General features: G+C 61.8%; 13 protein-coding genes. 4 read left to right on the top strand and 9 right to left on the bottom strand.

The features are described 5' to 3' along the window. Positions 1-41 precede the first annotated feature (41 nt). The 6 genes from G9463_RS06820 to G9463_RS06795 form a co-directional block, all read right to left on the bottom strand. Positions 42-1,250, bottom strand: a complete 1,209-nt coding sequence (locus G9463_RS06820) for a PP2C family serine/threonine-protein phosphatase (RefSeq protein ID WP_165896314.1) — start codon at positions 1,248-1,250, stop codon at positions 42-44. Next, on the bottom strand, positions 1,247-2,485 hold the full coding sequence (locus tag G9463_RS06815; protein ID WP_165896313.1) for an FHA domain-containing serine/threonine-protein kinase: 1,239 nt from the start codon (positions 2,483-2,485) through the stop codon (positions 1,247-1,249). The genes G9463_RS06820 and G9463_RS06815 overlap by 4 nt, the downstream gene beginning before the upstream one ends. A 56-nt stretch (positions 2,486-2,541) precedes the next feature. Then, positions 2,542-3,726: a VWA domain-containing protein gene (locus G9463_RS06810; RefSeq protein ID WP_007190121.1), complete on the bottom strand. Its 1,185-nt coding sequence runs from the start codon at positions 3,724-3,726 to the stop codon at positions 2,542-2,544. A gap of 121 nt (positions 3,727-3,847) precedes the next feature. Next, positions 3,848-4,462 carry a hypothetical protein gene (locus G9463_RS06805; protein ID WP_165896312.1) on the bottom strand — a complete coding sequence of 205 codons (615 nt, stop codon included), beginning with the start codon at positions 4,460-4,462 and terminating at the stop codon, positions 3,848-3,850. After that, the gene (locus tag G9463_RS06800) at positions 4,452-5,567 is read right to left on the bottom strand and encodes a DUF3179 domain-containing protein (RefSeq protein ID WP_193569553.1); all 1,116 of its coding nucleotides are present in this window, start codon (positions 5,565-5,567) and stop codon (positions 4,452-4,454) included. Before G9463_RS06800 ends, G9463_RS06805 begins: the two co-directional genes overlap by 11 nt. Before the next feature lie 96 nt (positions 5,568-5,663). Beyond that, a complete protein-coding gene (locus G9463_RS06795) occupies positions 5,664-6,302 on the bottom strand; it encodes an alpha/beta hydrolase (protein WP_007190118.1) in 639 nt (212 codons plus the stop codon). Between the two features lie 555 nt (positions 6,303-6,857). On the opposite strand from G9463_RS06795, the gene G9463_RS06790 reads away from it, so the two are divergent. Next, positions 6,858-7,094, top strand: coding sequence for a UPF0058 family protein (locus G9463_RS06790; RefSeq protein WP_004592453.1), 237 nt, complete (start codon positions 6,858-6,860; stop codon positions 7,092-7,094). Between the two features lie 136 nt (positions 7,095-7,230). On the opposite strand, the gene G9463_RS06785 is transcribed toward G9463_RS06790, so the two are convergent. Continuing rightward, on the bottom strand, positions 7,231-7,704 hold the full coding sequence (locus tag G9463_RS06785; RefSeq protein ID WP_004960839.1) for a DUF555 domain-containing protein: 474 nt from the start codon (positions 7,702-7,704) through the stop codon (positions 7,231-7,233). Between the two features lie 250 nt (positions 7,705-7,954). On the opposite strand from G9463_RS06785, the gene G9463_RS06780 reads away from it, so the two are divergent. Genes G9463_RS06780 through G9463_RS06770 form a run of 3 tightly spaced genes read left to right on the top strand, consistent with a single transcriptional unit; the run spans position 7,955 to position 10,681 of the window. Continuing rightward, positions 7,955-8,863: a DNA-3-methyladenine glycosylase gene (locus G9463_RS06780; RefSeq protein WP_004960836.1), complete on the top strand. Its 909-nt coding sequence runs from the start codon at positions 7,955-7,957 to the stop codon at positions 8,861-8,863. Positions 8,864-8,868: 5 nt separating this feature from the next. Further along, positions 8,869-9,192: an acylphosphatase gene (locus G9463_RS06775; RefSeq protein WP_165896311.1), complete on the top strand. Its 324-nt coding sequence runs from the start codon at positions 8,869-8,871 to the stop codon at positions 9,190-9,192. Positions 9,193-9,238: 46 nt separating this feature from the next. Further along, positions 9,239-10,681, top strand: a complete 1,443-nt coding sequence (locus G9463_RS06770; protein WP_165896310.1) for an NAD(P)H-hydrate dehydratase — start codon at positions 9,239-9,241, stop codon at positions 10,679-10,681. A gap of 7 nt (positions 10,682-10,688) precedes the next feature. Here G9463_RS06770 and hflX read toward each other — a convergent pair whose 3' ends face one another. Further along, entirely contained in the window at positions 10,689-11,999 is a 1,311-nt protein-coding gene (gene hflX / locus G9463_RS06765; RefSeq protein WP_165896309.1) for a GTPase HflX, read from the bottom strand. Positions 12,000-12,183: 184 nt separating this feature from the next. After that, positions 12,184-14,379 carry a catalase/peroxidase HPI gene (katG, locus tag G9463_RS06760; protein ID WP_165896308.1) on the bottom strand — a complete coding sequence of 732 codons (2,196 nt, stop codon included), beginning with the start codon at positions 14,377-14,379 and terminating at the stop codon, positions 12,184-12,186. Between the last annotated feature and the right edge of the window lie 195 nt (positions 14,380-14,574).

The following is a 14,574-nucleotide window of genomic DNA, read 5'->3' as shown; positions in this document are numbered from 1 at the left end:
AAAGTCGAGAAATAAAATACTTGTCCCACGAAACTTTCTCTCTATTCGTCTGTCATAATCACTGTGTCACGTTCGGAAATATCGAGGTCCGGATCGATATCTCGAACTGGCATCCCACCGCTTTCCGGTGTTTTCGGGAGCGCACTGTCAGCAAGCAGGAGCACGGAGATGTTGTCTTTCCCGCCGCGGTCGTTTGCCAGTGATACGAACTCTCGACTCGCCGCATCGAGGGACGATGCACCAAGGACCACGTCACGGATTTCCTCGTCGGTGACGACCTCGTCGCGGATACGCTCGGCCACCGACTCGGCGTGGTCCGAATCGACGTACTCTTCGTACAGTTCCGGCGCATCGGTCTGTGCATCGATGAGTCCGTCGCTGGTCGCCAGCACCGTGTCTTCTTCGTACAGCCGGACCGTTCGCGTGTCCACCCCGACAGTCGCCTCGTCAGGGTCCTCGTAGCCGGACCCGCCCAGCGCGCGTGTGATTTCGTTCCCGTTGGGGTGGACGTGCGCCTCCACAGGGTCGATTTCGTCGCTGTCAACCCACTCCTGAACTACGGCGTGGTCTCTGGTCAACGGCGAAATCGTCTCACGGGCACTGTTGACGACGTAGGCTCGGCTATCACCGACCCAGCCGTAATGGAGTTTGCCGTCGGCGTAGATCCCCGCGACAACCGTCGTGTAGGACTGTGTCCCGGTCTCGTTTGCGTACCTGATAATCTCGCGATGGGCCGCCGTAATCGCCTCCGCCACGGCAGTTTCGAGTTCCCGTTCACCGGGCGGGTCCGGCAGGACATCACGGGCCACATCGACATCGAAGTCACCGGGATAGCTCCGGGCCGTTCGGATCGCCACAGGAGCAAGGTGTTCGGCCACGATAGTCGTCGTGATGTACGACGCGATGTCGCCGGCGTCGTGCCCGCCGGCCCCGTCAGCGACAACGAACACGCCGGCCGAGCGGTTCATCGGTTGTCCGCTGCCATCGGTTTCGGACGTATCCGCGTCGTCAATGTCAGCACCGTCCGTGTCGGCAGCCGTATACGCCGCCGTCTCAGTACCGGTTGTCTCGTCTGTCGCATCCGCCGTCTCGCTGTCGTCTGCTGTGGCTGGGTCCTGCGACTGGGGTCTGTCTTGCCCGCGGTAGCCGTCCCGATGGCCCTCCTCGAACACCGTCAGCGAGACGCTGTCCTCGTTGATGCCCTGTCCTCGCTTCCTGTCGCCGATGTCGTAGTTCGTGCTGTATCTCATGACTCCTCCGGATGGAACTCGAACGTGACCCCGTAGGTCGGATGAACCAGCGACACCAGATCGCCGTCAGTCAGTGTCACTGACTCGGGGGGCACATCACCGTGTCTGTCGGTCGGGTCCTCGCCCTCAGAGCGCAGGCGGTTACGTCCGGGTTCAGAGAGGACCCGCTGCCAACCAGCCCCTTTCTGGACGAACGTCCCGTTGAGACTCCGGTCGTGGAGAGACCACTCGCCGTCCTCGATATCGAACTGTACCTGCACCGAGGAGATGTACTCTCCCTGTGGGTCTTCGATTGTTATCGATGCCGGGGGGCCGCTTGCGCCCTGTCGCCCAATAGTGTCGCCCGGTTCGACGGTGAACTGCCTGTTCGCCTGAATGTACGTCACCGACGCCGTCGCGGGCGGCGTTGGATCTCGTCGTTCGAGGACCTCTTTGAGAACGGTCGCGTTCCGGTATCGGTCGCGGTAGTGTGACTGCGTGGCCCGCTCGACAATTTCAGCCAGATAATCGTCGCAGTCGGCCCCAAACGCCTGCGGGTTCACGCCGTCCTTTTTCGGAACGCTCCCTTTGAGCAGGAACAGGAGGATTTTTCCGATCGAGTACACGTCCGACCAGGGGCCCTGCCGAACGTCGGTTCGGCTGGCTTCAGCGACTTCCCGGGGCTTGAACGGCCCCAGAATCGTTGTCCCGGTGTTCCCGGAGGACGGGTCCTCCGTCGCATCGAACCCCGTCGCCGTATTGAAGTCGATCAGCGTGGGCGTGATATCGGGCGTGAGCATCACGTTCTCGGGTTTCAGGTCTCGGTAGACGATCTCATTTTCGTGAAGAAAGCCCATCGCGTCACAGAGGTCGATGCCGATCTGTCGGACCTGTTCGCTGTCGTCGATTGGACCGTGCTGGTCGATGACTTCGTCGAGTTCGATCCCGTCGACAATTAGCTGGACGACCAGAAATGGAACGTCACGCTCTGTGACCTGGTCGTAGTAGTCCATCACGTTCTCGTGGCCGCCGGCCCGGCGGATACGTTCCAGCGAGCCGACCTCCTTTTTAAAATACTCCTCGATGATGTCGGGGTCGTTCTGGGATTCGGTGTAGTTGGGGTATTTGACGGCGACCGATTCGCCGCTGTCGATGTCCGTCGCACGGAACGCCTTTGCGAACCCCCCTTTGCCGAGGAACTCCTCGAGTTTGTACTGGCCGGCGATGACATCACCGCTCTCAGGTTCCCAGATCATGAATTACCCGTTTCTCCGGCCAGTAGCGGCCCTGCCGACACCGCAGATTGGGACAGTCACTTCTGGATGCCCTCGTCAGTGACAATTTTCGTCGCCCTGTTTTGCTCCTTGCGCCCGCCTTCCATCACGATACGCGTCTCTCGCTCTGCTGTCTGGACGGCCTCGGTGTCCTCGCCGTGGATGCGCGTCATCCGCTCTAGTTGTGTCTGGGCTTCGGCGACGTTGCCCTTGCCGAGTTCCGTCTTGATAACGGTCTGCCGGTGGTCCACATCGACCTGTTCGTTGTGTTCGGCCAGTTTCGACTCGTCGTCGGTGTAGTCGACGGTGATTGATTCCCGCGTCGTCTCGCCGCCGGCGTGCAGTGTGACATCCGCCAGGGACACAGCGTCTTGCGGGTCGTTAGCCGGAGCGTGTATCTTTAGCACGACCCGCTGGGTCTCCCGGTCAAGCAGGTCGGGCAGCGGCACGACGGCCGTGTTGTCCTCCCAGTCGGGGTTCACGGACTGCGTCTGTGGGAGTGAGCGGTACACCTCGCTCACCTCAACACCGTCAGCCACGTCGAGTTCGAGACGAGCGTCGGGAGCGACAACGGTCCCGGCCTCCTCGACTGCGTCGCCGAAAAACGACTCGATGTCACCGGCAGCATCCAGATGTGTCCATTCGCCGCGGGCGACGGTCCCGAGCGTCCGGATTGTCTCCTCGCGGTAGTCGCTCCCGATGCCGGCCGCCTTGATTCTGATACCCTCAGTGTCGATTTCGCGAGCTAGCGTCCCGAACGCTTCCGGGTCGTGGGAGTTGTCCTTCCCGTCAGAGAGGAGCAGGACCCGCCGGGCCGTGTTGTCGTCGGTCGGTAAATCCTGCAGGGACGCCTTCGCTTCCAGCAGGCCGCTGTACATATCAGTGCCCCCGCCAGCAGAGATGTCAGCGACCGCGTCTACTGCCGTTTCGCGCGAAATAGTGCCCCACCGCGTCGGCGCAAGTACTGTCGTAACCTCGTTGTCGAAGGCGATGATCGAGACGTAGTCGTCCTCGTCGAGGAGTCCGAACACCCACTCAGCGCCGGCACGTGCCTGCTCGATGTCGTTACCGGCCATCGACCCACTGGCGTCGATACAGAGGGCAATCTGTCGCGTGGGTGGTTCCTCCAGCCGTCCGGGCTCGACTTCGATTTCAGCAGTCAGTTTCGCCCCGCCCGTCGGCACGTAGGGTCGGTTGACCTCGCTCACGACAGTAGCGGTCATACTGGTAGATGGGTCGTACGGAGTAGTTATATGTTTCCCTCAAATCGAGGGAAAAAAGGTCCACCCACTATCTGAGCCGGTAGCCTGTTGCTACTATTTGTCCCCCAGTAGTAGGTACTATCTACGCTACCTGTTGCGCCGTCTCGACTCGACTCCCGACCCAGAGAAGGGTTCCGAGTAGTGCCACGACAGTGAGGGGGAGGAGCCACTGGAACAGCGAGAGAAGCCCAGCGCTTGCCTGAATACCGACAACGAGCAGGATAGTGGGGCCACAGCAGGCAAACCCGGAAAGCAGTCCTGGTAGTCCCGACATAGCCCCTGCACCCGGGCCGAGACGGCAGGCTGCTGGGCCGCGCCACGCGACGATGGAGACAGCGAGGTTGAGTCCGACCAGCGCTGCCAGAACTGCCCCGAGAAGCATATTCAGCGGCGCGACGAGCAGTTCGACCGGGCCGACGACCACCAGTGCGATCGGTTCCCACTGGAACGGGCCAACCTGCCGGAACGCACGGACAAGCGGGTTACTGACGACAGACACCTCGTATCCGGATGGGCCGAAGCCGAGATGTCTGAGGCCAGCGAGATACAGCAGGAAGTACGCCAGTCCGGACACACTCAGAGACACCCGTCCGTCACGGCGGCTGAGCGCCCCGCTGACCGCAACGACAGTGTTCCGAAACAAGCGTTGGACGCTGGCAGCTGCACCTGCCCCGTCGGCTGGGCTGTCAGTTGACATACCCACTCTCCGGATAGAAGCCGGCCCAGGCGAACCACATCGCGTCGAAAGACAGCGTGCGGTCCAGCGGGAGCGAATCGGCATCATATGCCGTCCCGTCGATCATGTAGCCGTCGTCCGACGCTGCAACTGACATCGATTCTGGGTTCGCGTACACGTACCCGCTGGCGAGGTCGGTATCGGCGACCGCGACGTACGGTGTGTCGTCGATACGGCCGGTCAGCACGCGCTGACGCAGCAGTGTTTCCTTGTCGAACGCGAGTCCCCCGGTTTCAGTCCGGGTCCCGATGACGACAGCCTTCGGGTGAGCGCGACTGTCGCTGTGCAGGGGTTCAAACAGTGTCCGGGTGCTCGAATAATAGCCGCGCTTCTCGTTGTACTGGCCGTACGGGTCGACACCGTAGCGCCGCGAGAAGCCGGTGTCTTCGGTGAGGATGCGTGTCTCCGGGTACGCGCTGGACCAGCGGCTCCATGTCGTCCAGATGACCCGGAACTCCCGCAGCGACTCGCCAGTTAATGGGCCCGTAATCGCTGTCGCCAGCATCTGTGGCCACCAGCTATCGGTGCCCCGGTCGTACATCGTCAAATTCGAGTTCACAAGCCGCCCTGAGACGCCGAACTCCACTGGACCACGCTCGAACCCCTGTGCGGTGCCCGTCAGCGGACAGTACGTCACGGCGACGGGGTCGCCGGCGATGGTGTCGTTCACGATCTCGTGGTGAACGAGAATGTACTGCGGGTAGGCTTTCGCCTCCCCGTTGCGGACCACGCCGAACACCGGGTCGTCCGGGGCTAATCCGTCCGGGGGCGTATCCGCAAACGTCGGGTCGTCGATGGCTGGAATCCCGTCTTTGGGAACACCGCCGCTGACGATATTCTCTTCGAGTGTCCCGATCTCGTAGTCCAGATGCAGGCGGCTATCAGTTGTGGGTGGTTCTGAGCCGTCGTTCCGATCAGTTGCAATCGACGCCGTGCTGGTTCCAGTGCTGGAGTCGGGTTCCGAACCACCTCCAGCGGTAGCACCCTCATCCCCAACACAGCCTGCGCCGCCGAGCGTCACACCGGCCCCAACTGTCGCAAGAAATCGTCGGCGGGAAATCCTCATGTTATGTGTGAGTTTTCCAACCACTAAACCTCGCGGTGAGGTGCCGGTAACTTCCTGTTCGGCCGCTCATCGAGCGGATCCCGGTGACCGGACCACCTAATTGACGAGGCCAGCGGTCAGCGACGAGACGTACGCCAGTTCATCTTCGTTCACGCCGTGGCCCATCCCCTCGTAGATGCGTTCCTCCACGTCCCCGTTCAGACGCTCGAAGACCGAGGCTGTGACGTGTACGCGTTCTTCGGGAATGTGTGGGTCGACATTGCTACAGCCCAGAAACACCGGCGTCTCCTCGATGTCGCCCTCGTACTCGCTTTCGTCGATAGACTCACCGATGAGACCGCCGCTGAGGGCCACGAGACCGCCGTAGCGCTGTGGGTTGCGAGCCACGAACTCGCTCGCAAGACAGGCTCCCTGTGAAAAGCCCAAGATGAGCACGTGATCAGTCGGAATCCCGGCTTCTGCTGCCTTCGTGACGGCGTCTTCGATAGCCTGCAGCCCCGATGACCGTCCGGGTTCATTCTGCTCGACCGGCGAGAGGAACGAGTTGGGATACCAGGTGTTTCGCGCGGCCTGAGGTGCAAGAAGAGCCAGCCCGTCCTGCTGGAATTCCGCCCCCATCTGGACGATGCTCCGAGCCGTCGCGCCCCGACCGTGGACCAGCACCGCTGCCGCGCTCGCCTCCGACAGCGCGGTTCCCGCAGTCACGAGCTGCTGGCTCTGATGCGGGTCGCTCATTGCTCCCCTCCCGGTCGTCGGCTGGGTCCTATCACGCCCACACAGTCAGTCTCTGCTTCCGTTCGTCCACCTGCCGAAGCCAGCCGTCGTATCGTGTGCATATCCCAGATAGCGCGCGAAGACACTTGACTTGGCACATCAGTCAATCGGTCGAAATGTCCCGTGTACGGGTTCGCAGGCGGAGTTCAAAATCGACGGGCGATAGTAAGTCAGCAACAGTTAGGCCTACCCGGCCAATCTCGGTGTCCGATGGAAGCGCCGCCTAATCCATACCGATAGTAGGCGTAGACAGTCCATAACCCTGAGTGCCAGTCGCAGACACCCGCGGTGAGTTTGCGACGGCAGTGTTCGGCTCGTTGTGGTCCATCGCCGAAAAGCGTGCTTTGCTAGCACACGCCTACAACTTTGGAGAAATGGTAAAATTTAGTGTAAAATACTCAAAATATACTTCGTGGCGAGAATTATTCATAAACTATTACGTAGTACTAGCAGAGACGTGTGTTAACCTTCATCAGAGTAGTACTATAACCTTCGAGTTGTTACCTTGGGTTGACTATGAAAAAGCAGGAGCTCATCCACCTTCACGGCCTGCTTGCACAGGTACAGAACCACTACGAAGCCGAATCCGGGACAGAAGTGGACCACGACGAATACGAGGAACTGGGCGTCAAGCCGACATCGATTCACAAGTCGAAAACAGACCACAAAGCCGCTGTCTTTGCGATTGCTGACGGTATTGCCTCCGAGATGGCCGACGAGACTAAAGAGCCTGTTTCTGCCGCCGCGGACTAACGGTTCTCAGTAGTTTCTACGCAGTTCTCCCGCCAAGCAATGCCATTAGTGACCGTATAACAGCTCTTAGACTTATATTAGAAATTCTATACGTCGAGCGTATAGTTAGATATGCCCTTGCTGCTCGGTAGCCTGGCTACTCGTCGATTAATTCCTCGAACTCGGGTAACACGTCGTCCGATTCGTCCGCGGATTGGTCCGACGGCGGGTCATCGGCGTCAGCTTCCGACTCTGCGGACGAGGACTCGTCTTCTGTCGTCTCGTCGGACTCCTCTGGAATCTCCTCGATTTCGAGCACGTCGAGCGGGATATTCTCGAGCCGTTGCCCGATCTCCTTGCGTGCAATTCGGGCGGCATGTTCGTCTCGTTCGACGTTGAACACGGTCATCTCCAGTTCGAGTGCGACGAGACTCTCATCAGCTGCGAGAAACGCAGGTTCCAGTGTCTCACCGCAGTGTGGACAGTGCCGATCCCCCATGTTGATCTCGACGTAGTTGAGGTCAGGGTTCAGCATCTCCCCCGTTTTCGAGATGGCGATACGAACTGCCTCGTCCGCAGATGCCACGTCGTACACTGGGACTGCGGCCTCGACAACAACTCGGCAATTCATGCCAGTATGTTTGTTTCCCAATATAATGAAGGTTAGCCCTGAACCAGAGTGTACCACACGCGACGGATATCGGGTATCAGAGAGACGGAGCGCCCAATCGAGCGGGACACACATGAGCACGCCAAAACGTCACGACGACAAAACCAGTGACAGGTAAGACAACTGCAGTTCCTGAACTGCTGGTACACGTGCAACGCCAGTGCGAGTGGAACTCGTAACGCCATTACCTCCGGGTCCGTACACGTAGACAATGGAACAGGGCGTCATCGATGTCGGGTCGCTGGCAGGCGGTATCGATTTGCAGGCAACTGTCGAGAGCGGGCAGTCCTACCTCTGGGACCGCGATGACGGCAAAATGTATCAGCGCGATGGGGCAACTGGTGGGAACGCATGGTACTGGACAACAGTCCGCCGCGATGGGTCACCGGAGGTCATCCGCGTCCGACAGCAAGATGGAATGCTCGAATGGGAATCGACAGTCGACGCCGAAGCGGACCTCAGGCGACTCCTTCGGCTTGACGACGACCTCGCTGCAATTCGCTCGACAGCACCGGACGACGACGTGGTCCAGTCGGCCTATGAGACGTTCTGGGGGATGCGACTGGTTCAGGACCCTCCGTTTGGGTCCCTCATCTCGTTCATTTGTTCGGCCCAGATGCGTGTCGCCAGAATCCACAGTATGCAGCAGGCACTCCGTGACGCATTCGGCGAGGAGGTCGAGTTCGGCGGGCGAACGTACAGTGCCTATCCGACGCCATCGGCGCTGGCCGAAACGACAGAAGAACGACTCCGGGACCTCGGGCTGGGCTATCGTGCGCCGTACGTCCAGCGCACTGCGGAGATGGTCGCAGGCGGCGAGGCCGACCCCGAAGAAGCCGTCGGCCTCGACTACGAGGACGCCAGAGAATCGCTCACCCGCTTTGTCGGCGTCGGCGATAAGGTCGCAGATTGCGTGTTGCTGTTCTCGCTTGACTACCTCGAAGCGGTCCCGCTAGACACCTGGATCCGGACGACAATCGAGGAGTATTATCCAGAATGTGAGCGGGGGAACTACGCCGACACGTCGCGGGCCATCCGGGGCGCACTGGGTGGTGAGTACGCCGGCTACACGCAAACGTATCTGTTTCATTACCTCCGAACGGGCAGCAACGAGGACTGACACGCGTGGCGGAAGGCGACAGTATAACGAAGGCCGCCGGCAAATCCTCGGATATGGCTCGCACGCGAGCACACGTGTTCGTCTCCGGTCGTGTTCAGGGCGTCTATTACAGAGCGACCACGCGGGAGCGCGCACAGGATCAGGGAGTCAACGGATGGGTCCGTAACCTCGACGATGGCCGCGTCGAAGCGGTGTTCGAAGGCCCCGACGCCGACGTAGAAGCGATGGTCGAGTTCTGCCACGAGGGGAGCGAACGCGCGAACGTGACCGACGTCGAAGTCGAGTACGAGGACCCGGAGGGTGTCGACGGCTTCGAAGTCCGCTGGTAAGGCGCCGTCCCGTAGAGTTACTTCACTGGCGGGCGAACCCGCGGATATGCTCACCGGCTCCGAAATGGGTGTCGTCGATGAGAACGCTGCCGCGCTCGGTGTCCCGCGCAAGCAGTTGATGGAGTCGTCCGGCCACGCCGTCGCACGGGCAGTCCGTCCCATCGCTGACCCCGGCGAACAGGTCACTATCGTCGCCGGACGGGGAAACAACGGTGGGGACGCGCTCGTCGCCGCCCGTTTCCTCGACGAGTACGACCTTCGCGTCCTGCTGCTGGGCCGCCCGGGTGCCATCTCGACGACGATTGCCAGAGAGAACTGGGATGCCCTCCAGCACGCCGAGTATCCGACAGAGACGGTCAGGGGTTCCTCGGCACTGGACCTCGGGACCCCTGGTGTCGTCATCGACGCGATGCTGGGCACGGGTATCACCGGCGACCTCCGGGAACCAGCGGCGACGGCTGCCACAACGATGAACGAGAGCGATGCGACCGTCCTCTCTGTAGACGTCCCGTCCGGCCTTGACGCCGAAACGGGGCGGCTGGCCGACAACGCCGTCGACGCCGACCACGTCGTCACGTTTCACGACACCAAGCCCGGCCTTCCGGACCTCGACGTACCGGTTACCGTCGCCGACATCGGCATCCCCGACGCTGCGGAGTTGTTCATCGAGCGGGGCGACCTCACCCGCCTCGAACGGGACCCAGCGAGCCACAAGGGCGACAACGGCGAGGTGCTGGTCGTCGGTGGCGGCCCGTACACCGGCGCGCCGGCGCTCACGGCCCAGGCCGCCCTCAGAAGCGGGGCCGACCTCGTCAGGGTCGCCTGCCCAGGTATCGTTGCTCGCGAAATCCAGTCCTACAGCGAGAACCTCATCATGCGGCCGTTCGACGGGGACCACCTCGCGCCGCACCACGTCGACCGCCTCGCCGAGCTGGCGGCGGACCACGATACCTTGATTGTCGGGCCGGGGCTCGGGAACGCCGACGCGACGCTGGATGCTGTCGCGGACCTGCTGTCCGGATTTGCGGGGACGGCCGTCGTCGACGCTGACGCCCTGTCAGTGGTCCCGGACATCGAAACGGACGCGGACCTCGTCTGCACGCCCCACCAAGGCGAACTGCTCGGTATGGGTGGGGAGACAGCCGAAGACTGGCGGGAGCGAGCGGACCTCGTGGAGTCCTTCGCAGCGGAGGTCGGCCAGACACTGCTTGTCAAAGGCCCGTACGACATCGTCTCCAACGGTGAGCGGACCCGCATCGGTCGGACGGGCAATCCGGGGATGACAGTCGGCGGAACCGGTGACGTGCTCGCGGGCGTGACGGGCGCACTCGCCTCCGTGCAGGACCCACTTGACGCGGCCGCTATTGCCGCCTACACTGTCGGCAGCGTCGGCGACCGCGTCGTCGACGACCGCGGCTACGGGCTGGTCGCGACGGACCTGCTAGACGAGATACCGAGCGTTCTGTGGCAGCGAGACGCAGAGCCGTAGGCCGTAGTCAGGCCGACGCACCGACCAAGTCCCCCGCTTTCGCCCGGGACTGCTCGATGATGGCCGGCCGCGCTTCGAACTCGATGACAACTTGGTCGCCATAATCGACCGTCTCGACGCTGGCGTGGTCGTGAATCCACGAGACGAGACTCATCGTGTCGTCGGTCATCGGGAGCACGAGCCGCTCCCGTTCGTAGTCCGGCAGTTCGTGGTCGATTCGCTCAGCCAGGTCGTCGATGTTGAGCCCCTGCTCGGCGCTGACGGCGACAGGGTTCGGGGCTAGCGACGAGAGCGCGTCTCGCTTGCGACGGACCTCCTCGTCGTCGACCATGTCGGTCTTGTTGAGGACCGTGACGATGGGGGCTTCGTTGCGCTCGTACAGCGTGTCGTGGCTCGTCACCAGTTTCTCCCGGATTTCCTCGACCGACTCGGAGACATCGACGACGAGCAAGACGAGGTCGGCGTGGTACACCGACCCCAGCGTCGACTTGAACGATTCGACGAGCCAGTGTGGGAGGTCTTGAATGAACCCTACCGTATCGGTGACCAGTACCTCGCGTTTGCCGACCTCGGCGCGGCGAGTGGTTGTCCCGAGCGTTGTGAACAGACGGTCCTCGCTCTCGGCCGTCGTGTCGAGGTCGGGGTGGAGGTCGTCGTTCTCGTCGACGTCGAGGTCGTCGGCGAGGCGGCGCAGGAGCGTCGACTTTCCGGCGTTAGTGTAGCCGGCAAGTGCAACGAGGTCGAAGCCGGATTCCCGGCGCTGTTCCCGCCGATGGCGCTCGGTCTCCTCGATGGATTCCAGTTCGTCCCGGATGTTGGAGATCTGCTTTTTGATGTCCTCTTCGCGGGACTCGTCGTACTCGCCGAGCCCCATGAACCCCGGCCGCTCGTCGCGTTTGGCCAGGCTGGCCTTGGCTTCGGCACGCGGGAGTTCGTAGCGAAGCTCCGCGAGTTCGACCTGAAGCTGGGCTTTCCGCGTCCGGGCTCGCTGGCCGAAGATTTCGAGGATGAGCCGGAAGCGGTCGATGACGCGCACCCGCTCTGGGAGTTCGTTCCCGGTGTTGTACGTCTGGTACGGGCCGAGCTGATTGTCGAAGATGACGACAGCGGCCCCTTCGCGGGCGACCGCGTTGCTCAGTCGCGTTACCTTCCCCTCGCCGAGGTGGTACGCCGGGTCCTCCGTTCTGGTCTGTGTCACTTCGCCGACAACGTCGTACCCGGCCGCCCGGGCAAGGTCCCGGATTTCCGTCGTGTCGGCGGTGCCACTGTCGACGCGCTTCGCGATAACCGCTCGTTTCGTGGTGTGTGTCGCCGTCACTCGTTATGGAAATACGGCGTCCGATTATTTAACCCCCCGGGCGGCTCACAGCGTCGCCCAGTGCGCTGGCAGAAAGGCGGTAAAATGGCAGATGCCGCGGGTAGCGGCGGTCGATTGCTAACCGTTGCCCGTTCTGTCTCGCGATGTCTGAGACAGCCACCACGGCAGTGGCGTTCGCTCCGGCTTATTCGAGGTCGAAGCGGTCGAGCTTCATGACCTTGCTCCACGTATCCACGAAGTCGTGGACGAGCTTCTTTTCCGCGTCGGCAGAGCCGTAGACTTCCGAGATGGCCCGGAGCCGGTCGTTCGAGCCGAAGATGAGGTCGATGCGTGTGGCTTCCCACTTGACCTCGCCGGTGTCGCGGTCGAGACCCTTATACCGGTGTTCTGAGTCCGCTGCCGGCTCCCACTTCGTGCCCATGTCGAGCAGGTTCACGAAGAAGTCGTTGGTCAGCGTCTCCGGCTCGTCGGTGAAGACGCCGAGGTCGGTGTCCTGATAGTTCGCACCGATCGAGCGCATCCCACCGATCAGGGCCGTCAGTTCCGAGGCCGTCAGGTTCAGCAGGTCCGCGTTGTCGACCAGCACTTCCTCCGCCGGTCGCGTGATGTCGTCCTGAATGTAGTTCCGGACCCCGTCGACCTTCGGCTTGAGAGCGTCGAAGGAAGGGGCGTCGGTGTGTTCCGGTCCCGCATCGACGCGGCCGGGTTCGAACGGGATCTCGACGTCGTAGCCGGCGTTCGCTGCCGCCTGCTCGACGGCCGCGTTGCCGCCCAGCACGATCAGGTCAGCAAGCGAGACCTGCGTCCCGTCGGAGCGCGAGTCGTTGAACTCCGTCTGGATGTTTTCGAGCGTCCCCAGAACCGTCTCCAGTTGCTCCGGCTCGTTGACTTCCCAGTTTTTCTGGGGTTCGAGTCGGAGACGAGCGCCATTAGCGCCGCCGCGCTTGTCGCTGTCGCGGTAGGTCGATGCCGACGCCCACGCAGTCTTGACGAGCTGGGTGATAGAGAGGTCCGAGTCGAGGATTTCTTCCTTGAGCTCGGCGATTTCGGCGTCCCCGATGAGGCTGTAGTCAGCGTCTGGGAGCGGGTCCTGCCAGATCATCTCCTCGTCAGGAACCTCCGGACCAAGGAACCGCTCGGGCGGCCCCATGTCGCGGTGGGTCAGCTTGTACCAGGCCTTTGCGAAGTTCATCCCGAACTCCATCGGGTTCTCCTGGAAGGTCTCCATGACCTCTCGGTAGTCCGGGTCTCGCTTCAGGGCGATGTCCGTCGTGAGCATCATCGGCGTCTGCGTCTCCGACGGGTCGTGTGCGTCCGGCACGCTGTTTTTCAGCTCTTCGCTCTTGGGTGCCCACTGCCACGCGCCGCCGGGACCCTTCTCCGGTTCCCACTCGTAGTCGAGCAGGTTGTTGATATACCCCATGTCCCACTCGGTCGGCGACTGGGTCCACGGCCCTTCGATACCGCTTGTGATCATCTCGCCGCCCTTGCTGTTCCCGTTCTTGTTCTGCCACCCGAGGCCCTGCTGCTCGATTGGGGCCGCTTCCGGCTCGGGACCGAGGTTCTCTTCGGGGTCGTCAGCGCCGTGGACTTTCCCGAACGTGTGTCCGCCAGCGATGAGTGCAGCCGTCTCCTTGTCGTTCATCGCCATGCGGTCGAACGTCTGCCGGATGTTCTTCGCCGACGCTTCCGGGTCCGGGTTGCCGTCCGGTCCTTCCGGATTCACGTAGATGAGGCCCATCACGGAGGCACCGAGGCCCTCCTGTATCTCGCCCGGCTCGTCGAACCGCTCCTGTGTCTCGAACTCGTCTTCCGGCCCCCAGTTGACAGCCTTATCTTCCTCGAAGGCGTCCTCGCGGCCGCCGGCGTAGCCGAACGTTTTGAATCCCATCGACTCGATGGCGACGTTCCCTGCGAGAATCATCAGGTCGGCCCAGGAGATCTTGCGGCCGTACTTCTGCTTGATCGGCAGGAGCAGCCGTCGCGCCTTGTCGAGGTTCGCGTTATCAGGCCAGCTGTTGATCGGTGCAAAACGCTGTCGACCGCCCGCCGCGCCGCCGCGGCCGTCGGCGGTTCGGTACGTCCCGGCGCTGTGCCAGGCCATCCGGATGAACAGCGGGCCGTAGTGGCCGTAGTCGGCCGGCCACCAGTCCTGCGAGGACGTCATCAGCTCTTCAAGGTCCGACTTCACCGCTTCGAGGTCGAGTTTCTGGAACTCCTCCGCATAATCAAAGTCAGCCTCCACCGGGCCGACATCCCGAGCGTTCTGGTCGAGAATCTCGAGGTTCAGCTTACTTGGCCACCAGTCCTGGTTAGATTTTGGTCGCTTCGACCGTCCGCCTGTGGCGCCGCTCATATCAGAGTTCGGTGTTTCTGCCATCTTAACAGTAAGTAAGATTCGTCGGCAGCATACAAATCTTTGGATATGAGTAAAGAAATAGCATCGTGTGAAAAACATTCTCCCTGAATTCTGTGGGACGTCCGGGGAGCAGCGATGTCAGACCTCTGTAGCAGAAGCTGTGTATAAAAGGAGCGCCCTAGGGGGAGCACAAAGGATTTAAAAACAGGCGGTCAG

Origin of the sequence: Haloarcula sp. JP-Z28, assembly GCF_011440255.1 — an archaeon.
Lineage (GTDB): Archaea > Halobacteriota > Halobacteria > Halobacteriales > Haloarculaceae > Haloarcula > Haloarcula marismortui.
The sequence above is the reverse complement of the archived record's forward strand: the minus strand, read 5'-3'. Positions and strand labels throughout refer to the sequence as shown.